General features: G+C 42.0%; 22 protein-coding genes. 7 read left to right on the top strand and 15 right to left on the bottom strand.

Features of this window, described 5'->3' with window-relative positions:
• The 3 genes from IJT21_02845 to IJT21_02835 form a co-directional block, all read left to right on the top strand.
• On the top strand, positions 1-127 hold a 127-nt coding region (locus tag IJT21_02845; GenBank protein MBQ7577186.1), incomplete at its 5' end, for a transposase.
• A gap of 408 nt (positions 128-535) precedes the next feature.
• Positions 536-679, top strand: a complete 144-nt coding sequence (locus IJT21_02840; GenBank protein MBQ7577185.1) for a hypothetical protein — start codon at positions 536-538, stop codon at positions 677-679.
• A 2-nt stretch (positions 680-681) separates the two neighbouring features.
• Entirely contained in the window at positions 682-1881 is a 1200-nt protein-coding gene (locus IJT21_02835; protein ID MBQ7577184.1) for an FAD-dependent oxidoreductase, read from the top strand.
• Here IJT21_02835 and glf read toward each other — a convergent pair.
• Together glf and IJT21_02825 are read right to left on the bottom strand one after the other, a co-directional pair.
• Positions 1876-2973, bottom strand: a complete 1098-nt coding sequence (gene glf / locus IJT21_02830) for a UDP-galactopyranose mutase (GenBank protein MBQ7577183.1) — start codon at positions 2971-2973, stop codon at positions 1876-1878. The two genes, IJT21_02835 and glf, sit on opposite strands and share 6 nt — an antisense overlap.
• A gap of 4 nt (positions 2974-2977) precedes the next feature.
• Positions 2978-4462 carry a hypothetical protein gene (locus tag IJT21_02825; GenBank protein ID MBQ7577182.1) on the bottom strand — a complete coding sequence of 495 codons (1485 nt, stop codon included), beginning with the start codon at positions 4460-4462 and terminating at the stop codon, positions 2978-2980.
• 97 nt (positions 4463-4559) lie between these two features.
• Here IJT21_02825 and IJT21_02820 point away from each other — a divergent pair, with 97 nt between their 5' ends.
• The 4 genes from IJT21_02820 (at position 4560) to IJT21_02805 (ending at position 9848) form a co-directional block, all read left to right on the top strand.
• A complete protein-coding gene (locus IJT21_02820; GenBank protein MBQ7577181.1) occupies positions 4560-5546 on the top strand; it encodes an ABC transporter substrate-binding protein in 987 nt (328 codons plus the stop codon).
• A 294-nt stretch (positions 5547-5840) separates the two neighbouring features.
• On the top strand, positions 5841-6908 hold the full coding sequence (locus tag IJT21_02815; GenBank protein ID MBQ7577180.1) for an ABC transporter ATP-binding protein: 1068 nt from the start codon (positions 5841-5843) through the stop codon (positions 6906-6908).
• Between the two features lie 3 nt (positions 6909-6911).
• Positions 6912-8624 (top strand): iron ABC transporter permease, encoded by a 1713-nt coding sequence (locus IJT21_02810; protein ID MBQ7577179.1) that lies wholly within the window; start codon positions 6912-6914, stop codon positions 8622-8624.
• Between the two features lie 120 nt (positions 8625-8744).
• Positions 8745-9848: an ABC transporter ATP-binding protein gene (locus IJT21_02805; protein ID MBQ7577178.1), complete on the top strand. Its 1104-nt coding sequence runs from the start codon at positions 8745-8747 to the stop codon at positions 9846-9848.
• A 60-nt stretch (positions 9849-9908) separates the two neighbouring features.
• Here IJT21_02805 and IJT21_02800 read toward each other — a convergent pair whose 3' ends face one another.
• From IJT21_02800 to IJT21_02740, 13 genes are all read right to left on the bottom strand, one after another.
• Positions 9909-10250, bottom strand: coding sequence for a PepSY domain-containing protein (locus tag IJT21_02800; GenBank protein ID MBQ7577177.1), 342 nt, complete (start codon positions 10248-10250; stop codon positions 9909-9911).
• Positions 10251-10262: 12 nt separating this feature from the next.
• Positions 10263-11768 (bottom strand): FAD-binding protein, encoded by a 1506-nt coding sequence (locus IJT21_02795; GenBank protein ID MBQ7577176.1) that lies wholly within the window; start codon positions 11766-11768, stop codon positions 10263-10265.
• Positions 11769-12203: 435 nt separating this feature from the next.
• The gene (locus tag IJT21_02790) at positions 12204-14165 is read right to left on the bottom strand and encodes a TRAP transporter fused permease subunit (GenBank protein MBQ7577175.1); all 1962 of its coding nucleotides are present in this window, start codon (positions 14163-14165) and stop codon (positions 12204-12206) included.
• Positions 14166-14184: 19 nt separating this feature from the next.
• A complete protein-coding gene (locus IJT21_02785) occupies positions 14185-14925 on the bottom strand; it encodes a 3-oxoacyl-ACP reductase FabG (GenBank protein ID MBQ7577174.1) in 741 nt (246 codons plus the stop codon).
• Complete coding sequence (locus tag IJT21_02780) at positions 14903-15916, bottom strand: TAXI family TRAP transporter solute-binding subunit (GenBank protein MBQ7577173.1); 1014 nt, start codon at positions 15914-15916, stop codon at positions 14903-14905. Before IJT21_02780 ends, IJT21_02785 begins: the two co-directional genes overlap by 23 nt.
• 57 nt (positions 15917-15973) lie before the next feature.
• The gene (locus tag IJT21_02775) at positions 15974-16927 is read right to left on the bottom strand and encodes a tripartite tricarboxylate transporter substrate binding protein (GenBank protein ID MBQ7577172.1); all 954 of its coding nucleotides are present in this window, start codon (positions 16925-16927) and stop codon (positions 15974-15976) included.
• 24 nt (positions 16928-16951) lie between these two features.
• On the bottom strand, positions 16952-18451 hold the full coding sequence (locus IJT21_02770; protein MBQ7577171.1) for a tripartite tricarboxylate transporter permease: 1500 nt from the start codon (positions 18449-18451) through the stop codon (positions 16952-16954).
• Positions 18452-18463: 12 nt separating this feature from the next.
• Positions 18464-18988, bottom strand: coding sequence for a tripartite tricarboxylate transporter TctB family protein (locus IJT21_02765; GenBank protein MBQ7577170.1), 525 nt, complete (start codon positions 18986-18988; stop codon positions 18464-18466).
• A complete protein-coding gene (locus IJT21_02760; protein MBQ7577169.1) occupies positions 18985-19971 on the bottom strand; it encodes a hydroxyacid dehydrogenase in 987 nt (328 codons plus the stop codon). Before IJT21_02760 ends, IJT21_02765 begins: the two co-directional genes overlap by 4 nt.
• Positions 19972-19984: 13 nt before the next feature.
• Positions 19985-21058 carry a 4-hydroxythreonine-4-phosphate dehydrogenase PdxA gene (locus IJT21_02755; protein MBQ7577168.1) on the bottom strand — a complete coding sequence of 358 codons (1074 nt, stop codon included), beginning with the start codon at positions 21056-21058 and terminating at the stop codon, positions 19985-19987.
• Positions 21059-21086: 28 nt separating this feature from the next.
• Positions 21087-21989: a 4-hydroxy-tetrahydrodipicolinate synthase gene (gene dapA / locus IJT21_02750; GenBank protein MBQ7577167.1), complete on the bottom strand. Its 903-nt coding sequence runs from the start codon at positions 21987-21989 to the stop codon at positions 21087-21089.
• 25 nt (positions 21990-22014) lie between these two features.
• Positions 22015-23145 carry an iron-containing alcohol dehydrogenase gene (locus IJT21_02745; GenBank protein ID MBQ7577166.1) on the bottom strand — a complete coding sequence of 377 codons (1131 nt, stop codon included), beginning with the start codon at positions 23143-23145 and terminating at the stop codon, positions 22015-22017.
• Positions 23146-23177: 32 nt separating this feature from the next.
• Complete coding sequence (locus IJT21_02740) at positions 23178-24347, bottom strand: four-carbon acid sugar kinase family protein (protein ID MBQ7577165.1); 1170 nt, start codon at positions 24345-24347, stop codon at positions 23178-23180.
• Positions 24348-24511: the final 164 nt, after the last annotated feature.

Below are 24511 nucleotides of genomic sequence, written 5' to 3'. Positions count from 1 at the left end.
TGAGAATACATTTTTGAAATTGAAGCGGTGGCGAGGAATAGCAACCAGATATGCTAAAAAGGCCTCCTCATATATGGCATCGGTACAGATAGCCTGCCTGATTCTCTGGCTTCAAATTCTTATTTGACGACACTACCTAGGGACTCAATCAAGGCTTCATACATTTTTTAGTGCGGGCGGTGATGAACGCGATGTATATTTTCGCACAACCAGTCTTGTTGGGAATGCTTTAAGATATTTTGCAGGCCGTGAGTCATTAATTCATAATTCTTGGGGCGCAAATGATACAGTAGAAAATCTTAGACAGAAAAAATATTTTGGTGATGTTCTCGAGTTTGCAGGAGGAATTACAGTATTTGAGAACTCTGACATATATTTAACTGACTCTTACGGACTCGGCGACCCGCTTTTATCGCACATTCCTTCAGAACGCGTAACCGGAAACAAATGGCTTATAGGCCACATTCACCGCATAATCCCTGAAGGCTATCGAGAATCACTCCAGACTAACAGCAACAAAATAGTAAATCCCAGCTTGCATAAATATTATGACGTAATAAGACTCATAACGAGGGGCGATTTATTTTCCCGCGAACGCATTCAAGCAATAATAGATATAAATCTTGGCCGTTATGATTATCTCGTCGCGCAATATGTTCAAGACACAGAAGGCAAATAATCATGTATAAATTTTTAATTCTCGGTGCAGGTCCTGCGGGGCTTGCCTTTGCTCATAGATTAACACACAACGGCGAGAAAAATTTTTTGCTCCTTGAGGCAAATAACGAAGCAGGCGGCTTGTGCAGGTCTATTAACGTTGACGGCTCAGAGCTTGATATTGGCGGAGGTCATATTTTGGATGTCAGACGGCCGGAAGTAGTAAAATTTTTGTTCTCGTTTATGCCGCGTTCAGAATGGAATTATTTTATTCGCGACACAATAATAAATTTTCACGGAAAAAATATATCTCACCCGTTCGAGGCTAATATTTGGCAGCTAGATATTGAGAGTCAAGTAAATTTTTTGTGTTCGATCGCTAAAGCCGGTTGTGTTACTGGGAAAACTAAGCCCGAAAAATTTTGTGATTGGATTACATGGAAGCTCGGCGAAGAAATTGCGCGTGAATATATGCTCCCTTACAATGAAAAAATGTTTGGTGATGAGCTTGATAATTTGGGCACTTATTGGCTTGAAAAATTGCCTGATGTCAGCTTTGAAGACACGTTAAGATCCTGTCTCGATAAGAAAGCCTACGCAAAGCAGCCCGGCCACGCAGAATATTTTTATCCGGTCAAATACGGTTACGGGGAATTATGGCGGAGAATGGCCAAAGCTCTTAATGATAAAATTTTGTATAATCAGCATGTTTACTCGATAAATTTTGATTCGCGCGTAATAAAGACTCTTGAGGGCGGAAATTTTCAGGCCGATATAATAATTAACACGATCCCGTATAAAGAATTTCGCGAGCTTGACGGAATGCCGGACACTTTGCGCGAGTCTATTAACGAATTAAAGCATAGTTCAATCGCGATAAATTATTTTCCGGAAAAATTAAATACTTCAGCACAATGGATTTATTGTCCGGATAGAAATATTAATTATCACAGAATTTTTGTGCGTCATAACGTCTTGCTTGGGAGTAAAGGCTATTGGACGGAGACTAATGCAGCAAGATTAACGCCCGGCGAAAAAGTTTTATACGTAAATAAATATGCTTATCCCCTCAACACCTTGCGCAAGCCCGAAATAATGAGCGAGTTATTAAGCTGGTGCAGGAGAAAAAATTTTTACGGTCTTGGCCGCTGGGGTGAACATCAGCATTATAACTCTGATTTGGTTGTCGAGCTTGCAATAAAACTTGCTGATAAATTTTTATAGTTCTTTGTCAGCGAGTTCGAGAGCCTTTAACACTATTTGATCCATGTCATAATATTTGTATTCGCCTAGTCTGCCTCCGAATATAATATTATTTGCTTGTTCGCGTGCAAGTCCGCAATATGATTTGTAGAGCGCGTTATTTTTCTCGTCATTAACGGGATAATAAGGTTCGTCGCCGGGCTTCCATTCTGTGCTAAATTCGCGGGTTATGACTGTTGAGTTTGTCTCTAAGCCCGGATAAAAATGTTTGTGTTCGATTATGCGCGTGTAAGGGGTGTTGCTGTCAGTGTAATTTATGACGCTATGCCCCTGAAAATTATTTGTATGCGTTAATATTTCCTGCTCAAATCTTGAAGTCCTGTACTCTAGCGCACCGAGTTTATAATCAAAATATGAGTCTATCGGGCCGGTGAAAATAATTTTTTCTGCGAGTGAATTAAATCTTGCTTTGTGTTGGCAGTAATCGCAATTTAATATTATTTCGCAGCCTTCTAGCAAATTATTAATTATTTCCGTGTAGCCGTTTATGGGGATTCCCTGATAGAGCGCGTTAAAATAATTGTTGTCGTAAATGAATCTCACCGGAAGACGCTTAATTATAAATGCCGGGAGTTCGTTACAAGGCCGTCCCCATTGCTTTTGTGTGTAGCCTTTGATTAATTTTTCGTAAATGTCAGGGCCGACGAGGTTTATTGCTTGTTCTTCGAGATTTTGCGGATTAGTTATATTTGTACGCTGGGACTCGATTTTGGCTCTAGCCTGATCGGGTGTGTTGACTCCCCAGATTTTATTAAACGTGTACATGTTGAACGGCAAAGAATAAATTTCACCGTTGTAATTTGCGAGTACTGAATGAGTGTATCTATTGAAAGCTGCAAAATTATTCACATAGTCCCAGACCCGTTTATTGTTCGTGTGAAAGATGTGCGCACCGTATGAATGCACGTGAATCCCGTCAATATTTTCTGTATAGACATTGCCGCCCGCGTGAGGACGTTTTTCGACGACAAGCACCGATTTAGAATGCTTTAACGCCTCATGAGCGAACACAGAGCCAAACAGACCAGAACCGACAATCAAGTAATTATACAAGTTTTTATTTCTTCTTTCCGTAAATTTGTGATCCTTCTAGAATAATATCATATGAAGTCGCTAAAACATTTTTAATTTCGTCTAATTTTCCGGTTGGAGCAAAGATACTCTCTGTATATTTTCCCCAGAATATTACATCATTTTCGCCGCTTAAAATTGATTTTGCCTGCGCGTCTACTGCATCTGGGAAAGCTTCATACGGATTTGCCGGGGTATAATAATATTTTTGGTGAGGGATAACACCTATAGCAATATAACTGCCGCCGCTAATACTAATAACTTTTTCATTTGACACATCATCGCCGTAATATTTTCTGTTTGCCGCGAAGATTGCTGCGTGGCTTTCTCTTGTCTTGACCCTGTTTGATTTATGTCCGGGGAACATGTCATGAAGGGTCATGTACGTCAATCCGGTATAAATTATTATTAATGCTATCATAGCTGTCTGAAATTTTCCCGTGAAATTTTTTGCTGTAATAAAATTAGCAATCTCGAATACTATCGGGAGCGCAAACGGGACTAGATATTCATAATAATGTCCCATTCTGTAGCCTGAAACACTAACCATACAGCACGCACCGAATAATATAAAGAAGTAATACAGCCTGTTATAAATATTTTTCCTGAAGTAAACTATAAAGCACGAAATTAACAGGGGAATCATAACTAATAATACATGCGGACATACAAATATCGACAAGAAAAAGTTATATACAAATCCGTGCGGGTTGACTCCGATATAGAGAAAATTATATAAGAACGTTCCGAATAAGACATCATATACAGCGTCATTAGCAACAGCATAATATATCGCAGGCAGACACCCGACAAAAACTCCCGCGAGTCCTGATAATAAATTTTGCAGGATATTCTTGTATTCCTTGTGATAAATGAGTCTTGCAAGTATTAATAACGCAATCGGACCCCACATTAAAACGTGATTCGGACGCATATTCATAGAACAAGCTACATTTAAGCCGTGTACAAACATTATTAACGGACTGTGCTTGACTTCTCCGGACTTGAGATATTTTACGAGCAAATAAATCGATAAAAATTGAAATGGGAGAGTATAATTTTCCGTGAGATTACCGCCTTGCAATGTCTCAGGATTCAGAGCTAGCAAGACTACAAGCTCCGCCGCGAGTAAGTCCCCTTTTCCATCAGGGTAGAATTGCTGATAAATTTTTCGCGCAATAATAGCATTTACGAACATGAATAACACTTCAAGTAACCAGATACCTATTAGAGATTTCATGCTGATTAATGCACCCAGAGCGTTAATGAAATATAAATATAAGGCTTTATGATCAAAGAGTTCCTTGTACATGATTTTGCCGCTAGCGACTCCCCGGCCAGCTGTAACAAATACTCCGCTGTCAATACCCGCCAAATTTATCAACGGTGAAGAACTTACCATTACGAACGATGCAAGAAAAGTGAACAACAGCAAATAAATAGCTGCTTTACTGTCAGACCGATTTGACATTTTACAACCTCCTGAATATAAGAATTTATTATAATTTAGCATACTTATTGTAAAATTAACATCAATAATTCTAATTTGTAAAGGCAGGTAATTTTTCATGAAACGCATTATTTTATCGTTATTGCTCGTTCTCTTCGCGGTGAGTGCTGCATTTTCTGCCCCATCCGGAAAAGTCATGCTCTATTCATCAATGCAGGAAGATCAACTTGTCGCGATCAAAAAAGGTTTTGAGGCAAAATATCCCGGAATCGTCATGGATTATTATTTTGCAGGCACAGGACGAGTCATCACAAAAATTGCTACCGAACATCAGGCCGGCCAAGTCGCAGCTGACGTTATTTGGGTAGGAGATCCCGCAGACTATCTCTCGTTCAAGAAAGAAGGAATCCTGCAAAAATATTCTTCTCCCGAAGCAGCAGCAATCGACGCAAAATTTATCGACCCAGACGGCTATTACACAGGCGCAAGAATGATGAATATGGGAATCGGTTATAACTCTGCACTCGTTCAGCCGGAAGACGCTCCGCAGTCATGGAATGATTTATTAGATTCCAAATGGGCAGGACAAATCGTCATGACAGATCCTTCAAGCGCAGGAACAACAAAATATTTTGTAGCTGCATTGCTCGCAAATCCTGCTTACGGCGAAGAATATTTCAAAAAATTACGCGCTAACGGTTGCGAACTCGAGTCAGGCACAACAGCAACTCATAATCAAGTCGCAGCAAGTGCATATCAGGTCGGAATTATGCTCGATTACGTATCACATAATTTAATGGCTCAGGGTTCACCGATTGGATTTACATATTTGAAGAAGGATTTAATTTCGATTTTCTCACCGATCGGACTCGTTAAGGGCAGCCCCAACAATGAGAACGGAAAATTATTATATGATTTCATTCTGTCCAAAGAAGGCCAAGAAATTCTTGTAGCAAATAATTTATTGTCGGTGCGTAATGACGTTGATCAAAAGGGTGTGGACGTTGAAGCGATCGCAAAATCTGCAATGGCCGTAGATTTAGAAGCATTAGCGGCAAATTCTAATAAGATTCTCGCAACGTTTGACAATATCTTCAAGAAATAAAAATTTTCATAATCGCAGGGGTGAAGTCGTGCCCCTGTTTTTTTTTGCGCAAATATTTAAACGTGTTTTAATCGCATACAAAAAATTTTTTCTCCGTAAAGCCTTGCAAAATCTTTCGTGAATTATGATTCTTGTAGTTGCAAATGTAGTTGTAAAATATTTTTCTTTCGCGTGATGGTGTGAATAAAAAATTTGGGGATTCTTGCAGAAAAAATTATATCACACGCACAAAAAATTTATTACGCTATAATCTTTTCATGACTAAATCACACTATAAGGAGGCAGAAATTTATAATGGCAGGAATAAAATTTATCAATATTTCATTTGCTTACGGCGATAAAACAATTCTCGAAAATTTTTCACTCGACGTAGAAGACTCGCAAATAATGTGTCTGCTAGGGCCCTCAGGGTGCGGGAAGACAACTTTAATGCGGTGCCTGCTGGGACTCAATAAGCCCTCAACAGGAGAAATTTATATCGGCGACAGATGTGTTTTTTCGCGCGAAAAAAGAATCAATATTCCCCCTGAACGCCGGGGAGTCGGAGTCGTCTTTCAAGATTACGCCGTGTGGCCTCACATGACAGTTTTAGAAAATGTAGCTTACCCGCTCAAGAAACAGAGACTCGAACGCTCAGAAATTGAACGCAAAGCACGTTACGCCCTCGAACAAGTAAGAATGAGTGATTATGCGCCTTATTTGCCGAGTCAATTATCAGGAGGACAGCAGCAAAGAGTCGCAATCGCAAGAGCATTAGTCAGCTCCGATGAAGTTATTGTAATGGACGAGCCTATAACAAATCTTGACGCTAAATTACGTGAAGAAATGTTAATTGAGATTCGCCAGATTCAGAAAAATATCGGCACAACAATTTTATATATCACTCACGATCAAGAGGCTTCACTGCAATTATGCGACAAAATGGCAATCATGAACGCTGACGGGTCATTATCGCAAATAGGCACTGACGAAGATATTATATTACGTCCTGCAAATAGATTCGTGTTTGAGTTTATCGGCGTGTCAAATTTCTTCAGGCTCGCGAAAAAAAATAATTCGTGGTGCTTCCATGATAATGAGGCTTTAAAATTTGATGAGTCAATCCCGCAAAATTTTGATTCATTCGTTGATATGGGAGTCAGACCTAATGACATTATATTTGATGACAGCTCAACTATAAGAGGCAGAGTCAAACGTTCTGTATTTCTCGGCAGTGAATATAATATGTTCATTGACTTTGACGGCCAAGAAGTAAGAGTCCGCCGCAGCACATTTGATGATGGAGCAGGACTAATCGCAGAAGGTTCAGACGTTGGACTAAAATTTTTGAATCCCGTTTTCTATCCGGCAAAGGAGGCATAAAAAATGTTCAAGCAAAAAAATGATCTTGCAGCAATGGAAGGCAAGAGACTCGGACTTGACGGCATTATGACGGCTTTAAGTTTTGCGCTGTTGTTCGTTATAGTTGTGATTCCGATTTTCATGATTATATATAATGCGTTCTTCTATGAGGGAAAATTTGATTTGACTCTTTTTACGAGCGTAATATTTGACCGTGAAAATTTGAAAGCTATGGGCAACACGATAATAATTGCTGTAGCAGTTACGATTTTCGGGACGATTATGGGATTATTTTATGCTTGGCTGCTTGGCCGGAGTGATATTCCCGCAAAAGGTTTTATGCGCGCATTATTTACGATTCCGTATATGTTTCCGCCTTTTTTCGGTGCAATGGCGTGGGACTTGCTTTTTTCGGGGCGTGCAGGTTATATAAATCGCTGGCTGATGTCAACTTTTCATTTGCGTACTGCTCCCGTGAATATAAATAGTTTGGGCGGGATAATTTTTGTAGAATGCTCGTATTATTTCCCGTTTGTGTTCATGCAGGTAGTAAGCGCGCTCGAAAGAATGGATCCGACATTAGAAGAGTCAGCAAGAATCGCCGGTGCTCGTCAATCACAAGTCATTTGGAAAATTACACTTCCTCTTGTGAAACCTGCAATATCGGCGGGAGCTTTGTTGATTCTAATTTCGTCGCTCGCACATTTTGGAGTCCCGTCAATATTAGGATTCTCGAAAAATATTTTTACGTTACCTACAATGATTTACGCATTAATTAACAGGTCAGGGGGCAGCTTTGAAGGAATCAGACAGGGTACGGCGTTATCGATATTGCTTGTTGCAGTTGTTGCTATTGCGTTAGTGATTCAGAAAAAAGTTTTGAGCTCCGGAAGCTATGACATCATAAAGGGTAAATCAATGAGGCCGACTCTAATAAAATTGCGCGGTGCAAAATATCCGTTGTTATTTCTTGCGTGCTTGACTCTATTAATAATTGTTGTAGTGCCGCTTGTGATGATTTTCTTAGTAGCGCTTGTGAAGGCTTACGGGCTGCCGTTGACGTGGAAAAATTTTTCATTCAGCAATTACGAGAAAGTTTTTGCATCTCCCGCGACCCTTGACTCGATAAAAAATTCGCTTTTCCTGTCAGTAACAGCTGGTTTAGTGTGTATGTTCTTGGGCGTAATGATTGCATATGTAATAAACCGCATAAAACCGCGCGGAAAAAGTATATTAGAGATTCTCTCGATTCTGCCTTATTCGATTCCCGGCACAGTTTTAGCAATCGGAGTAATTTTATCGTGGTCAGGCTCAATCATGAACATAACGCTATATAATACGATTTGGATAATTTTAGTTGCTTATATGGCGAGATATTTATCATTCTCGATGAAGAGTGCGAGTGCGTCATTATTGCAAGTTAATTCATCACTTGAGGAGGCTTCGAGGGCTTGCGGTGCGACACACACTGAGTCATTGCGTGATATAACTCTTCCATTAATAAAGCCTGCTATGGTGTCGGGATTTTTCCTGATATTTTTGCCTGCGATGAGAGAGCTTACGACTTCGATTTTGCTTTACGGACCTTATAGCCGCACATTAGGAGTGCAAATTTTCGCGTTACGTGATGCAGGGATGATTCCTCAGGCTGCTGCGTTAGCTTCTGTTGCAATCGTGATAATAATTATCTGCAATGCGATAGTAACATGGATAACTAAGGACAGGAAGGGAGCATAAACAATGAGTGAGCAAATTATTTCACGGCATATAAATATTTTTATGTGTGATTCTCTTGTCCGCTGTTGTTCTTGCTGCAATAAAAACATGAAGCACTTTATCAGGAAGGGAGCGTAAATAATGAATCAAGTAGTTTTACGGCATGTAACGAAAAAATTTACTACACGCACAATGGGAACTGTTACGGCTGTTGATGATTTCAACCTCGAAATAAAAGAAGGCGAGTGCTTCTCATTTTTAGGGCCTTCAGGGTGCGGGAAGACTACGACTTTGCGAATGATTGCAGGCTTTGAAGATTTATCAGAGGGCGAAATTGAATTATGCGGGCGTTTAGTGTCGAGTAAGGCGAAAAATTTATATATTCCTCCTGAAGAGCGCGATTTAGGAATGGTATTTCAGGCGTTTGCGGTATGGCCTCACATGAACATATTTGATAATGTTGCGTTCCCGTTAAAGATTCGCAAGGTCGCAAAAAAGGAGATTGCAGCAAGAGTCAAAGAGGCGTTAAAGCATTGTTCACTTGACGGACTCGAAAAATTATATCCGTCAGAATTATCCGGAGGCCAGCAGCAGAGAATTGCTCTAGCACGCGCAATAGTTACGAATCCAAAAGTAATGTTGCTTGACGAGCCTTTATCGAATCTCGACCCGAAATTACGCGAGACAATGAGATTTGAGATAAAAGAGTTACAGCGCCAATTTGGATTCACGATTATATTCGTAACTCATGACCAGTCCGAAGCAATGGCAATTTCTGACAGAATGATGGTGTGCGATATGGGGAAAATCATGCAGATAGATACGCCCGAAAATTTATATAAGCAGCCTAATTCGAGATTTGTGCATAATTTTTTAGGTGAGTCAACGTTTATAAATGTCGAGATCAAAGACGGTCGAGTCTTCCCGAAAAATGATTATTCGCAGGCGATTAATATTGCGATTCCCAACAGTGCAAATAGTGAAATGGTCATAGCAACGAGGCCGAACGCTATAAAATTAAGCAAAGATTCAGGCTTCATGACTCGAATCGAGAAAAGAATATTTCTCACTGATAAGACAGAGTATTTAGTCTCAGTAGGTGAACAATTAGTGAAGATTCAGACTCCTCATAGAGTAGTATTTGCTCCGGGTGAATCGTGCGGAATAGAAATAACTTCACCGGGCTGGTATCTTCCAGAGGACAAAGCAGCAGAGGCCGAACGCGCAAGAAGACAAAGATTTTAATCTGCACATAAATAAACCCTCCCTGAATGACTCAGAGAGGGCAAAATTTTTCATAAATTATTAATCGTCGAGCTTGAATTTAAGCACCTGACCTGTTACCGCGTCAATGTCAATATCATATTCTTGACCGCCAGACAAGCACTCAATCTGATAAACCGGCCTGAAATTTGTTCCGTTGGGGTAATCGTCGGCTTCATTGTCGAGATCTACATCTTTGAAGATTACATTGCGTGAATTTAATCTGCCTTCTGCAATTGATTTAGCCTGTTCGACGCTGATTAAATGCATGTTTCTGCGAGCTGCTTCCTCGCGGACAAAATAACTGTCATCGGCAAATGCTGCCCCCGCGAAAATTCCTAACACTAGCGCGAAAATAATTGCTGCAAAAAATTTCCTGCTCATTATTTCACACTCCTAAAATATAAATTCTTTCTCGTAATCAGGGCTTGAATCCGGGTAATCTGTCCTGTTATGAGTCCCGCGGCTTTCTTTGCGGTTCAATGCTGCTGCTGCGATTAAATTAATTGCTAGGGCTGTCTGCATTGTTAAATCATCGCGTTTTGCTTCGGGTGAGTTCATTATATCATTTGTAGCGGATAAAGTTTTTTCGAGGTCTGCTCCGTTCCTGTAAACGCCCAAAGAATGACCCGCAATTTTCTGCAATTCAGCAAGATATTTTTCACGCACTGAGTCATCGCGGTTATATATGACGGGTGAGTCTTGAATCTCTCTATCAAATTCGCCGGTTTTCATGATACCTTCAGCGCATAAGAGTCCGGATAGTGTCGCCTGACTCGCTGCATTGCCCGCACACCTGCAAGCGCCGTGAATCCCTCCGCAAGCCTCGCCGATAGCATAGAGTCCTTTAACGTCTGACTCGTAATTGCTGTCGATTCTGATTCCTCCTGAAAAACTGTGCGGCATGGGCCCGACTTCTAATAATTCATTCTTTGGATCGCACCCGCTTTGAATCAACCTATTATAGAACCACGGATAAGCCTTCAAAATGTTTATATCGATATGGCGCAAGTCTACCCAGATTCCGCCGTGAGGGTTGCCTTTGCCTTTTGCGACCTGCTTCCAAATTTCGTGATTGATTAAAGATTTCGGCGCGCCTGCTTCACCCTGAGGACGTACCTCAAGTAAAAATCTTTCTCCGTCAGAGTTAAGCAAATAACCGCCTTCACCTAACATTGCAGTCGGACATGGTTCACCTACAGCACCGGGAGGAGACATCATGACCATTGGCTCAAATTCGATAAATTCAATGTCAACGAGTTTTGCTCCGGCCTGTTTTGCCATTCCTAAAGTATTACCCTTGACATCATCGGGATATGTTGACGTGCCTAAAAGATTCCCGACTCCGCCCCATGATGCTACGACTACAGGCGCATAAACGTTATAAGGCTCTCCGTTGTTCTCAATTACTGTGAAGCCCTCGATTTTTCCGGAAATTTTATTTGTCAGCAGATTAACGACTTGTGAATGATTATGAAATTCGATTCCGGCCTCTGCTAATTTGGGGAGCATAATTTTTTCGATCTCAACGCCGATTAAATTTGTAGTCTGACAAAGTGAACGCGGATAAGTATGTCCCGACACATGACGCAATTTTATAGAGCCGTCTTCATTGTGAGCAAATGTTACGCCCCATCTGCATAAAAGCTCATAGCCCTTGAAAGTATTTGCGGCCATTTCGTTGACTAATTGTTTGTTGCCGATGTTGTAACCGGCCTTTAACATGTCCTGCGCGTAAAGTTCCGGAGTGTCGCCGTATGGATTACCGGGCAGGACGAAATTTATTGCTGCAATGTATGGAGTACCGCCGAGTCCGTTTGCGTAAATTGCGATGTCATTGACTCCGAGTTCATGAAGTCTAGCAGCTGTTGCGAGTGCCGCCAGACCACTCCCGGCGATTATTACTTTGTGATGTTGATTCAAATTGTGCACCTCCTAAAAATTTTTGCCTATTCGCGCTACCCCTTCAATTCGGGTGGGTGGGTGGGCAGAACGAACGATATTTGCACGATAAATTTTCTTGCTATTGAATGCTAGATAAAGTCAAAAGCTAAAACCTTTTTTGCAACCGGGGCAGATTGCGCGTCATTAATTGTATAAATAAAAAATTTTGTTCTATATGCGAGACAACCCCAAACCCGTTTTCTCGCGTTTTTGCCGAGCCTTTCCCCGTCCTTATTTTTACGCTGTTAAGAGTCCGAGAAATTAAATTATCTTGCTGTGTCGCCTCATTGTCGATAAAAAATTTTTTCCTGTATGCGGGGGAACCCCTAAAAACCCGTTCCCCCGTACCCCCTCCCCACCCGTAAAGACTGCCGGGAAAGAGTTTATCGGACGTTATTTCTTCGCATTACGTGCATTGATGAATAAAATCGCAATTCCCAACACTGCACCGACTATAGAGCTTATAATTTCAGGAGCAATCAAGCTCAAAGCAGCAGCAAATAATAAAATTCTCTCAATCGTGTTTAAATGAGTCTTGAAATATCCCGCGACCATTACGGCCAAGAAATATGTTCCTAACGCAAGCTGAATCACTGCAATAATTATTTCGCTCCACTCACCTTTAAGCAATAACGGAGGATTATACACGAACACAAACGGGACTAAGAATCCGACCATAGCGAACGTAAAGCCCTTCAAGCCTGTTTTCATTGCATCAGCTCCGGCAATACCTGCGGCAGTGTACGAGGCCACACAAACCGGCGGAGTTATCTGCGCCATTATCCCATAATAGAACACAAACATATTCGCGCATAAATCAGCAGTCGCACGCGGAAGCCCTGTCTGCAACAAAATCGGCTGAATACACGGCACAAATAAAATTACTCCGACCAAATACGCCGCAACAGTCGGTAACGCCATTCCTAAAATCATGCAGCCAATCATCGCAATAACAAGAGCCAAGAATAAATAACTAGTCCCAAGCGAACGAATCAAAGTCGATAAATTTGTAGCTAATGAAGTCTGCTGAGTAACGACATTTATAATAATTCCGCACGCTGCTGTAGGAATCGCAATCGCCGCGGCCTGTTTAGCTCCATCAACGCAGCATCCCCATAATTTTTTGAGATCTAAGAAATCAGGTTTGTTCACGAAATAATTAATCACGTCGCACGCAAGACACGAGAAAATTCCGACCATACCGGCCCGCATAAGTGAATAACCTCGAATAATCCAGACAACTAATAATATCGCAGGAATCAATAAATATAATCTCGTCAAAATCGGTCTGTCTACTCTGATTGAAGCGTCTGCAGTCGTATCAAGATTTGCTGCTCTCTTGGCCGCTAACTTGTCAACGAGAACAAATACAGCAAAATAATACGCAACCGCAGGAATTATCGCACTCGCCGCAATCGACATATAATTTACGCCTAACATTTCAGCCATTATGAAAGCTCCGACTCCCATAATAGGGGGCATAATTTGTCCGCCTGTTGAAGCTACTGCCTCGACTGCTCCGGCCTCTTCAGGTTCATAACCTATTTTCTTCATCATTGGAATTGTCATAACGCCTGTAGTAGCGACATTTGCGACTGCCGAGCCTGAAATCATGCCCATCAATCCGGAAGATAATACAGCAGCTTTTGCCGGGCCTCCTGATGATTTATTTGATAATTTCATGCCCATATCGATTAAAAGTTGTCCGCCTCCGATTGTCGAGAAAAACGCGCCGAACACGATAAAATAAAATAAAGTATTTGCGCTCGTCAATAATGGAGTACCGAAAACGCCGCTCTCTGTCATTGTCATTCCTGACGTGAACTCTTCTATAAATTGATCGAAAGGCTTTAAATTTGTGTGCAAGATTCCGGGCATATAGGGCGATGTCCACGCGTAAATTATGAAAACTGTAATAAATCCCGCAAGAATCCCGCCGAGAGTTCTATATACAGCAACGAGCAATAATAAAATCGTGATTATCATAGCTGCGTGATCCATCGGGAGGACTTCTTCAACGCCGATAACAAATTCATTTAAGCGCGTAAATTGAGTCAAAATGTACCACACTAAATAAGCTATTCCGGCAAATGCAAAAATGTCTATCCAGTTGACCCAAGAATATTTATTTAATATAACGGGGTCTGGAAGCTCTCCGATGTCTTCAGCTGCTTTCTTGACTTTCTTGCGATAATAATTGTCAGCCGGAAAATAAATAAATACCAGAGTCAGCGCAAAAATTAAGTGTACCGGACTTTGTAACATAGGTGCAAATTGCTTAATAAGCGCGATATACATCTGGAATGCAAAAAACGCTACTGTTACAATAATTGCTGCGATTGAACGCAAACTCATAAAATTTTCAGCTCCTTATTTAATTCATGTACTTACCGCCGTTAATATTTATGCTCTCACCTGTAATAAAACTTGACAGATCTGACGCGAGAAAAACTGCTAAATTTGCAATATCTTCAGGCGTTCCCAAGCGTCTTAAGGGAATATCAGAAATTATTTTCTCTCTGTAGTCTTGAGTCCATTGCAGAGACATATCAGTTTCTACAGGGCCGGGACAAATTGAATTTACACGAATCCCTGAAGGCGCAAAATCGTAAGCAAGTTTTCTAGTGAGTGAGTCAATTCCTGCCTTAGAGACCCCGTAACATAATGACGCGTTCGGGTGTGCTGTTTTTCCTGCGGTTGATGAAAGATTTATAATGCTGCCAAATTTTTGCTCTAACATATGAGGAATAACACTTTTGCACGCGTAAAATGTCCCTGTTAAATTAACTTGTAAAACTTTCTGCCATTCTGAAGGGTCAAGCTCTAAAAATTTCGTTCGTGTGTTAATGCCTGCATTGTTGACGAGAATATCAATTTTGCCGAAATTCTTCATGCACTCGTCCGCAAGTTTTATAGAAGTCTCAAGCTCGCTAATATCTCCGGCAACATAAACGCATTCAATATCGGGTTTACTTGTTAATTTACTGCCATTAAGAACGAGGCTCGCCCCGTTGTCAGCAAAGGCCTTAGCTATAGCCCTGCCGATACCGCGAGTCGAGCCTGTAATAATTGCTGATTTTCCTTCGAGTAACTTATTTGAACTCGTCGAACTCATAGCCTATTTCTTTGTAATACTTCATTGCGCCAGGGTGAAGGGGAGCACCGTTTAATTCATGTTTGCCGGCTGTCTTAGGATCAAACCATTTTAATGAAGCGACTGCTGCTGCGATATCGTCTTTGTTCTCGCAGATACCTTTTACGAGCGCATATGCTACATCGTCGGGCATTGAAGCGGGTACGATAACATTCTGCTGTGATCCCATTGACTGAATGTCATGATCTAAACCGTTCCAAGTTCCTGCAGTAATCGTGATAGGAGCATAGCCCATTGTGTTGAGATTTGCGAGAGTCTCAGGCTTTAACTGTACAAAATGCATTTCATGAGTTAAGCAAATTTCTGTTGTTGTTGCCTGTCCTGCGTCGACGTGGTCAATAGTTGCGTCATATAAATCGTCCTGAATGCCGGATTTAATTGCGTCAGTGCCGGTTTTCTCCCATGTAGCAAACTTTAAGAAATCTGCAACACTGATCCCGCAAGCCTCGATTACGCGTTCTGCTGTAAGTTCGCCGAGAGTACCGTTTTTCTTAGTGATTAATTTGATGGGTACTTTCTTAGCGATTACGTCTTCCATAGTAGTGCAGCCGGTTCTGTCAACAAATTTTTTCGTGAACATTATATTTGCAAATGCGTGGCCGAGACCTCCTGCAATACTTCTGACGTTAGGGCAGTCTCCGAACTGATAATCACTTTTTGAACGCTGATAACTCCAGAGTGAAGGCCCTGCATTACCGACGATTAAATCTGCTCTGCCTCTCTGAATCAAAACGGGTGCGCCGACTCCGCCGGGTGAGTTAGTTGTCAAATCGATAGTAGAACCTTCCGGAAGACCCTTCAACATTGCGCCCTGAATAGCTGCACTGACTGAATATGCGCCTGTGCCGACTTCCTGAGCCGCAAAAATTAATTTCACGGGTGCATCAAGTGCCGCAAATGCTGCGAACGCGAGACAAAGAACTAATACTGCTGCTAATGCTACTTTCTTCATGAAAAATTTACCTCCATAAAATTTTATATTTATGCCTGCAAAGATTTACAAGCATTACTACTCGATTTCAAGAATAGGAACAAGGCTCATAAATAAATCTCTCTGAGCTTTGAGATTCGCTATACTTCCTTCAACGTCAAAATAAAATGGATCTTGCCACGAGAAGTCATTAACTATTTTCTTCCATTCAGGAGTCGCACATGCCTTCATTACAGCGGCGTTCATAGCTTTTACGATTTCTGCGGGCGTTCCCTTAGGTGCTAATAAGGCGTATTCTGTATCGAGCTTTAATTGCGGGATAACGTCAGAAGCTGCCGGCTGCCCGGGTAAAAGTGTAGGCGATTTCGATAAAACTGTGCAAAGGCTCCTTAATTCGCCCTTCTCGATGTAATCTGCTGCGCTCGAATAGGGGATCGATGTTGCGTCAATTGCGTCGCCTAATAAAGCTGTGAGTCTGTTTGCCGCGTCTCCTGCCTCAATAATATTAAATTGTGCTTTGCCGATGTTCATTAGTACGCAGGCCATTATGTAAACTCCTCCGCCCATTGAGATTCCTAGTCTAATTGTGCCGGGCTTGGCTTTGGAAGCGTCAATTAAATCCTGAAGAGTCTTATACGGTGATGATGCTTTGACTACGATATTTTCGCCTGACTGAATCCCATAAACAGCAACCGGTTCAAACGCGTTATAACCAAAATCTACCATTCCGGTGGCCTCGTTGCCGTTAAGAGCTGCCGTATTTGTCGCTATGAAAGTGTAACCGTCTGTAGCTCCGTTTCTGTACTGCTGCATACAAGTTGCACCGTTAGAGCCTGTTACATTGCTTAATACAACGGAAACACCGAGAATTTTCTCAAGCTGCGCACCTAATTGACGAGCCATATAATCAGTATCTCCGCCGGCCGCGTGGGTTACGTAAATATTGATTGTCTTCGTCGGCCAGTCCGCTGCAAATGCACTCGATACAAGAACTAACAATAAAGCTAATGCACAGAAAAATTTTTTTGCCATAATAAAGCCTTCTTTCATAAAAATTTAATTATTTAATTCCTCTGCACGTTCGCGGGCTGCATCCTTCAAATTTGCCCTGACAGAGAAAATTACTACTAAAACCGTTGCGACAATTAATACACAGAAAATCGGATGATTATAAAATGGATCACTTGAAGCTAACTGCGAGACCCTGCGCAAATTCTGCTCAAACGTCGGGCCGAGAATAAAGCCTAATATCATAGGTACTGTAGGAATCTTAGCTTTTATCATCAAGTAAGCCATTAACCCAAAGCCGACCATTACATATGTATCAAATAATTGATTCGCGTTCCCGATTGCACCGATCCCGCATAAGACCATTACAATGGGAAGCAAATAATTTTTTGGAATCTTGAGAACTGACACAAAGAATCTCATTCCCCATAACATGAATAACAGCATGAAGACAGCTGCAACTAACATTGCCGTAAAAATTGCGTAAACGACTGCTCCGTTTTTCTCATAAATCAACGGGCCGGGCGCAACATTGTGAATCATTAATCCGCCGAGTAACATTGCTGTTGCAGGGTCGCCAGGGATTCCAAGCGATAATAACGGGATAACTGCTCCGCCGATTGTCGCATTATTTGCAGTCTCTGACGCTACAACCCCGTCCATTATTCCTGTGCCGTAAAGCTCTCTATGCTTTGATGTATTCTTTGAGACAGTGTAAGAAATCATGCAGGAGACTCCGCCGCCGATACCGGGTAAAATTCCGATTCCTACACCGATTAAAGCCGACACTATTGCATTTGGAATCTGCGCGATAAATTCAGCAAATGTAAAACCGGCTCCCTTCATCTTTACATTTTGCTCGATCGTGAAATCCTGCTTCTTTCTGACTGACTCAGCGAATGACATTACTTCAGAAATCGCAAATAAGCCTATTAACAGCACAACGAGCGCAAAACCGTAATTCAGCTGGTATAAATCAAATGTGAATCTAGGACGAGAGTCAATCGGGGCAAGTCCTACAGTCGCAAGCAATGCACCTAATACAGCACTGATTAAACCCTTTGGCATGTCAGTACCCGTTAATGCTACGACCATACTTAACGAGAACAAAGCAAGCGCGCAATATTCATAAGCCTGAAACTTTAACGCAAATTCACACAAAATAGGCGCAAGAACAATTAATATTGCAATTCCTATTAGAGTCCCGACAAACGAGAAAACGACTCCAGTTCCTAGAGCTTTCCCCGCTTGACCCTTATTCGCCATTGGTTTCCCGTCAAAACATGTTGCAACAGATGAAGGAGTACCAGGAATATTTAACAATATCGCAGAAATCAGACCGCCCGAAATTCCGCCGATATACAACGCCATTAACATTGCAATCCCCTGCGAGGCCGACATCGAATAAGTTACAGGCAAAAACATTACTATTGCCATTGTTGCTGTAAGTCCGGGAATCGCTCCGAAAATTATTCCGACTGCTACTCCGATTGCTATCCATAAAATTGTAAGAGGCTGACAGACCGCTAATATTCCTTCAAGAATCATAATTTCCGCCTCCTATAGACCAAAACCGAACATGCCGACGGGTAATAATACATTCAGCATGACTCTAAACACGTAGAACAGCAAGAATCCCGTTATTACTGCCGTGATTAGCGCAGGAATAAAATTTTTCGCCCATTTCTCAACAGGAGTCAATATCAAAATCTGCACGAAAGTATATATACATGTCGTTATAACAAATCCGATTGACTCCATAAAGCCGACATACAAAGCTAGAGCAATGAAGCTGAAGATTACTTCTCGTTTTTCCCATAAGGATGCAAATAATGACTCGCTTTCAGGAAGTGCACCGGAAATTTTGAGTCTTCTATATTTCATTATCCCGCGAATAATCAGCCAGAGACTCAACGCAAGCATTGAACCTCCCCAAAGCCACGGGATAAAATGATTCGTTAATGGAGTCGCGCCTAAACTCTTGAAGACTCGAATCCCGGAAATTTTTGACATGTAGAAAACTGCAAATACAGCTAGCACTATTCCCGGAATAATATCTAATTTATATTGCTTGTCCCTCTTCATAACTGCGCCTCCGGTCTTCCCTGCCATTTTTCGTGATTGTAGACGCTTTTATCAGCAACAAACGGCCATTTATTACCCTTGAGAATCTCTACACAGCCTCTAACACACATTAACGCCATTTTTATGACTGCTTCTCTTGTCTGGGCTGCTGAATGAGGACTCACAATTAAATTTTTGCAGGTCAATAAGGGATCATCAGTCTTCAAAGGTTCTGCGCAAAAAACGTCTGTAGCTGCTCCTGCAATATCGCCATTATTAAGCGCGTTGATTAAATCTGACTCGTTTATGATTCCTCCCCTGCTGCAATTTATGATTATTGCTGTATTCTTCATTTCGGCGAAATTTTTTGCGTTAATCATATTTCGAGTCTCATCAGTTAAAGGCACGTGAATCGTAACAATATCTGAGTCGCGTAATAATTCTTCATAATCGGCGTAATATTTTGCTCCGAGAGACTCAATTTTTTCCTGACTCAAAAACGGATCATAACCGGCGATTTTCATTCCGCAGGCCTGACAAATTTTTGCTGTCTCGCGGCCTATTGCACCGAGTCCGATAACACCTGCTGTCTTGCCCTCAAGCTCAAAAGTTTTCTTTGCGCCTCGAATCTCCCAATTTCCTTTGCGGGTCTCTGAGTCGGCCTCAACGATATTTTTTGCAAGGGCGAACATCATTGCTACTGCGTGTTCTGCTACACTGCGATTATTTGCGCCTGGTGTAATAACGACGGGGATTCCTTTTTCCGCAGCTTTCTTAACGTCAATTGCGTCATAGCCGACTCCAGTTTTGCCGATAACTTTAAGATTCGGGCTGTTCTCGATTGCGTTTGCGTCGCACTTTGCTATTCTGACGATTAATGCATCAGCGTCCGCCATTTTGTCGAGATAATTATTTGGATCCGGATTATCGGCAGCGTAAATTTCTGTGAAGAGTCCGGAGTCCTCAAGTGCTTTAACTCCTTCAGGGCAGACTGATTGAGTCATCACTATTTTCATTTTATTTGCTGCCTCCTGCGAGTCTGATTCCGTAATCCATAGCATTAACGAGACTCAGTGCATTTGCTCCGCCGTCCCCTGCATGGCCGAAACCTGTCCCGTGATCGACGCTTGCACGAATAATCGGAAGTCCCAGCGTTACATTTATTCCCGCGACCGCTTCCCAGTGATGAGCTTCTTTATTGTAAACAAAGCCTTTGACTTTCAACGGGATATGGCCTTGATCGTGATACATTACGACAACTATATCATACCAACCGCCAAGAGCCTTGCTGAAAACTGTATCAGGGGGAGTAGGCTTCTTTTCGGGAATGTTCACGCCTTCTGACATTGCTTGATCGATTGCGGGTTGAATCTCGTCAATTTCTTCACGTCCAAACATGCCGTCTTCACCGCAATGAGGATTAAGCCCGGCGACTCCGATTTTAGGATTCTCGATTCCAATTGCTTTCATCGCGTTATTTGCGAGTCGTATGCAGTCTAAGACTCTTTCTTTCTTGACTCTGTCGCAGGCCTCTCTTAATGAAACGTGCGTTGATACATGAATGACTCTTAAATCCTCGTGAGCTAACATCATCGCATATTTTTTCGTCTTGGTCTCGTCGGCGTAAATTTCTGTATGACCTGAATAATGATGCCCGGCCATGTTGATAGCTTCTTTGCTGAGTGCGTTAGTGATTGTTGCGTCGACTTCTTTATTTAACGCCATGTGAATAACTTTCACGACATATTGATATGCAGCTTCACCGCCTAATTTTGTAGCACCGAGTCCAAAAGGTTTGGGGTTATTGCAATCTCCGGGAATATCTGAAGGCTTGATTAATCCCATGTCGTAAACGTCAATAGTTCCGTACTCAAATTTTGCGTCCTTGACATCTTTGACGGGGTTAATTTTTACGTCGATTCCTGAAACTTTCTTTGCGACTTTTGCGGCGTATTCCATGCTTGATAAATCACCGACAACAAGAGGCTTGCAGCGGTCATAAACTGTTTTGTCTGCGAGTGCTTTAACAGTAATTTCCGGGCCGTTGCCGAATGGGTCGCCCATGCTGATTCCTAAAATTGGCCGTGTCATGATAAAAATTTCTCCTCCTCACAAAAAATTAATGCAGTCCGTTAGCTTTGCATGTCTCAAGAGTTTTCTTTAATGCTTCCATGCCCTCAGGAGTAATTTTGCTGAATGGCCGTCTGCAAGGTCCTACGGGATTCCCTAATAAACCGGCAGCAAGTTTTACAAGCGTATTGGGGTTGCCGTATTTGAAACAGTTGCGGAAGATTCTAATACTGTCCTGAACTTTTTTCGCGCGTTCCATGTCTCCGGCCTCGAAAGCCTCATAAATTTCTACCATTGTGCGCGGGAAAACATTTGCACAGCCTGCAATACCGCCTTTACCGCCGAATACAAGCGCAGGAAGAATCAGCGAGTCATTTCCTGACAAAACGCTAAAATCTTTGCCGATATTGCTTGTAAGCTCGATATATTGTTTCATGTTGTCGAAATTTCCGCTTGAATCTTTTGCGCCCAAAATGTTGGGTACATCTTTTGCGAGTCTTGCAACTGTTGCGGGTGCTAAAGCGTTTCCGGTTCTTGCAGGAATATTATAGAGAACTACAGGAATTTTCACGGACTCGGCGACTGCTCTAAAATGGTCGTAAAGCTCGTCCTGCGAGGCTGCTGCAAAATAAGGCACTATTACTGACAAAACGTCTGCTCCGATTTCTTCTGCTTCCTTGCTTAACGTGATTGTCTCTCTAGTTGTAGGGCAGCCTGTACCGGCATAAACGGGGACTCGTTTCTTGGCCTCGTCAACTACATTTTTGAGAATCTCGACTTTTTCTTTGTGACTCAGTGCGTAGGCTTCTCCATTAGTACCGAGTGCAAAAACTCCGCTTACTTTCGCGTCTATCATGCGGTTAACTTGATTGCGAAGTTCAGAATAATTAATGCTCTCGTCGTCGTTCATGGGCGTTAAAATGGGCGGGATAATTCCTTTAATGAGCGTCATAATAAATTTTTCCTCCTAATAATAATTACATAATTTCGAGATAAATTTTTCTCGCGTCATCGGGCGTAACTTTCTTGCGATTATTAACTAATAAACGCGTTACTTGCATTCCAGCATCAACAAGCCAATCTAAATCACTCTCAGGGACTCCGAAATCTTTTAAGCTCTTGGGTATGTCCAAATGTTTAACAATTTCGTCAAGCCTCGTGATTACTGCCTGACTCTTTGCTTCTTCCGTCGACGCATTACCCTTCATGCACCTGTCATAAACTTTTGCAAATAAACTCCTGCAATCTGACTCGTTAAATTTCATGACGGGAACTAACAAAATCGCGTTCGAGACTCCGTGTGCAATGTGATATTTGCCGCCTAATGGATAGCTTAACGCGTGTACGGCCGTTGTTCCTGATGCTGTAATTGCTACTCCGCCGTAAAAGCTGCCGATCTGCATATTTAATTTCGCCTGCATTGCGTCAGGATCATCACAAGCTGGGATAATGCTGTTTAGAATCAAGTCAAGTCCTTCAAGCGCAAATGTATCACTGAAGGGGTTTGCTTTGTTGCTCGTGAAACATTCGATACAGTGTGCAAGTGCGTCAATTCCTGTAGCAGCTGCAATTTTTCGCGGCAAATTCTTAATCATTACTGCGTCGAGAATTACATAATCAGAAATCATCGCATTATTGACGATCCCGACTTTTAACTCTTTCTCAGGTACTGCAACTATAGCATTAGGAGTCGCCTCGCTGCCTGTGCCTGCCGTTGTAGGGATAACAAGAGTCTTGATATATTTTCGCGCTCGTGTCGGATCATCAAGCAAATCTTTTATCGTGTAATCTTCCGTCATTAAAACGCTTGAAAGTTTTGCAGTGTCCATTACAGAGCCTCCGCCGACTGCAAGAATAAAATCTGCGCCGTACTCCCTGCACTGGTCTACAAGTTTTTGAGCCTGCATATAACTCGGTTCGGGCGGTAAATCATTTAATATTTCGTAAGCTACTCCCGTTTTCTTGACCTCGTTCAACGGAAAATCAAGAAGTCCCGCGTTTTGTATGCCCTTATCAGTGAAAATTGCTAGTTTCTTCACGTCTTCAGCCTTGAGAATTGCGCCGATGTTGCTTAATGAGTCCTCACCGCTGAAAACTTGTTTTGGCATTCCTAAAGTATATTTCAATTATGATACCCCCTTTATAATTTTCCGGCCAGCTTCACGAGTAAATCAGCCTCGCCGAACCCGCCGGATTTGGTCATGATGTAATAAATTTTTCCGCCGTAAATAAAACTTGTCAGCACGACACCTCTTGCAAGCTCGCAGACAGGGATTAATTCTTTCACGTTTACCGCGTTCATGAGAGCTAATAAAGTATCTCCGCCGACACACATTAAACGCGCTTCAAGTCCCAAGTCCAACAAATTTTTTGCTGCGATCGTAACTGCGTGGGAAATATTTACTCTTACGTCGTCAATGCTTAATTTATGAGCGTTTATATATTCGTTTGCTAAATCTGAATCGTTATCGTTATTTGCGTCAAGAATGGCATTAAAATTTTTTATCTCGTCATACCATTTTTTAGCTGACTCTCTGCACTCTTCACTATCAGGCCAAGAAGGATTCAATTTTTCCCTGACTGATAAAGCTATGTGCTTGAAACCGTTTTTGACCGCAAATTTTACTTGTTCGCGCGTTACAGGATTGACAGAGCCGCAGACCATAAAAAATTTTTCGGGCATTTCCGGAACCTTTGCGCCCCGACCATTAAAGCCGAGAACATCAGCAAGAACCCCCGCAAAACCTGCACACCCAGCAGAGAGTCTCAAATTATTATTTTTCGCGATTAATTTCATGTCTGAGTCTGACTCTGCGTCAAAAATTTTTATTCCGGTCTTGTCTGTCTGCGATGAAATAATTTCCTGAACACTTGAGAATTTCACCGGCTCGAATGGATCTGAACCGAACATACTTTTTGCGACAGGGACTCCGTCGATGTAGTGAACGCCGTTTTTTGTTACGCGATTCATTGCAGGGAATGCAGGCACAAACACGAGCGAGTCATAATTTAGTGCGTCCATGCAGGCCGATAACTCTGCGCCGATATTGCCTCGTAAGCCTGAGTCAGTCTTCTTATATATGTAGGGGGCATTAACGCGCTTTAGAAATTCATACACGATTTTATATGCTTTATCGGGTGATAAGTGGCGTGTCTCTGCGTCAAATATAAGAACGTCAACATTATCTGAATCCGCAAAATTACAGCGCGGATCGGTAACAACTTTTACATTTGCGCCTCTTGCTGCGAACTGGACTCCAGAGTCTAATGAGCCTGTGAAATCGTCCGCTATGATTAATAATTTCAGCACGTTTGACTCTCGCCTGCCTTAAAATTTTTATAGGATGTGCATAATTTATCAGAAAACTTGCAAGATTAAATCAGTCATTTATCATATATTTACCGCTGCAAATGGCGTGTTACTGGGTGGGGGGTGCGGGGGGGCTCTGGGGCCCCGCATCATGAATCACAAAA

This window comes from Synergistaceae bacterium, assembly GCA_017443945.1.
GTDB lineage: Bacteria > Synergistota > Synergistia > Synergistales > Aminobacteriaceae > JAFUXM01.
This window is presented reverse-complemented; position numbering and strand designations above follow the sequence as displayed.

Excerpts from the sequence above, each read along its gene's own strand:
- IJT21_02755 (MBQ7577168.1), bottom strand. The coding sequence starts at position 21,058 with ATGACACGGCCAATTTTAGGAATCAGCATGGGCGACCCATTCGGCAAC.
- dapA (MBQ7577167.1), bottom strand. The coding sequence starts at position 21,989 with ATGACGCTCATTAAAGGAATTATCCCGCCCATTTTAACGCCCATGAAC.
- IJT21_02800 (MBQ7577177.1), bottom strand. The coding sequence starts at position 10,250 with ATGAGCAGGAAATTTTTTGCAGCAATTATTTTCGCGCTAGTGTTAGGA.
- IJT21_02745 (MBQ7577166.1), bottom strand. The coding sequence starts at position 23,145 with ATGCCAAAACAAGTTTTCAGCGGTGAGGACTCATTAAGCAACATCGGC.
- IJT21_02790 (MBQ7577175.1), bottom strand. The coding sequence starts at position 14,165 with ATGAGTTTGCGTTCAATCGCAGCAATTATTGTAACAGTAGCGTTTTTT.
- IJT21_02820 (MBQ7577181.1), top strand. The coding sequence starts at position 4,560 with ATGAAACGCATTATTTTATCGTTATTGCTCGTTCTCTTCGCGGTGAGT.
- IJT21_02780 (MBQ7577173.1), bottom strand. The coding sequence starts at position 15,916 with ATGAAGAAAGTAGCATTAGCAGCAGTATTAGTTCTTTGTCTCGCGTTC.
- IJT21_02825 (MBQ7577182.1), bottom strand. The coding sequence starts at position 4,462 with ATGTCAAATCGGTCTGACAGTAAAGCAGCTATTTATTTGCTGTTGTTC.
- IJT21_02810 (MBQ7577179.1), top strand. The coding sequence starts at position 6,912 with ATGTTCAAGCAAAAAAATGATCTTGCAGCAATGGAAGGCAAGAGACTC.
- IJT21_02770 (MBQ7577171.1), bottom strand. The coding sequence starts at position 18,451 with ATGATTCTTGAAGGAATATTAGCGGTCTGTCAGCCTCTTACAATTTTA.
- IJT21_02815 (MBQ7577180.1), top strand. The coding sequence starts at position 5,841 with ATGGCAGGAATAAAATTTATCAATATTTCATTTGCTTACGGCGATAAA.
- IJT21_02775 (MBQ7577172.1), bottom strand. The coding sequence starts at position 16,927 with ATGGCAAAAAAATTTTTCTGTGCATTAGCTTTATTGTTAGTTCTTGTA.
- IJT21_02835 (MBQ7577184.1), top strand. The coding sequence starts at position 682 with ATGTATAAATTTTTAATTCTCGGTGCAGGTCCTGCGGGGCTTGCCTTT.
- IJT21_02805 (MBQ7577178.1), top strand. The coding sequence starts at position 8,745 with ATGAATCAAGTAGTTTTACGGCATGTAACGAAAAAATTTACTACACGC.
- IJT21_02760 (MBQ7577169.1), bottom strand. The coding sequence starts at position 19,971 with ATGACTCAATCAGTCTGCCCTGAAGGAGTTAAAGCACTTGAGGACTCC.
- IJT21_02785 (MBQ7577174.1), bottom strand. The coding sequence starts at position 14,925 with ATGAGTTCGACGAGTTCAAATAAGTTACTCGAAGGAAAATCAGCAATT.
- IJT21_02765 (MBQ7577170.1), bottom strand. The coding sequence starts at position 18,988 with ATGAAGAGGGACAAGCAATATAAATTAGATATTATTCCGGGAATAGTG.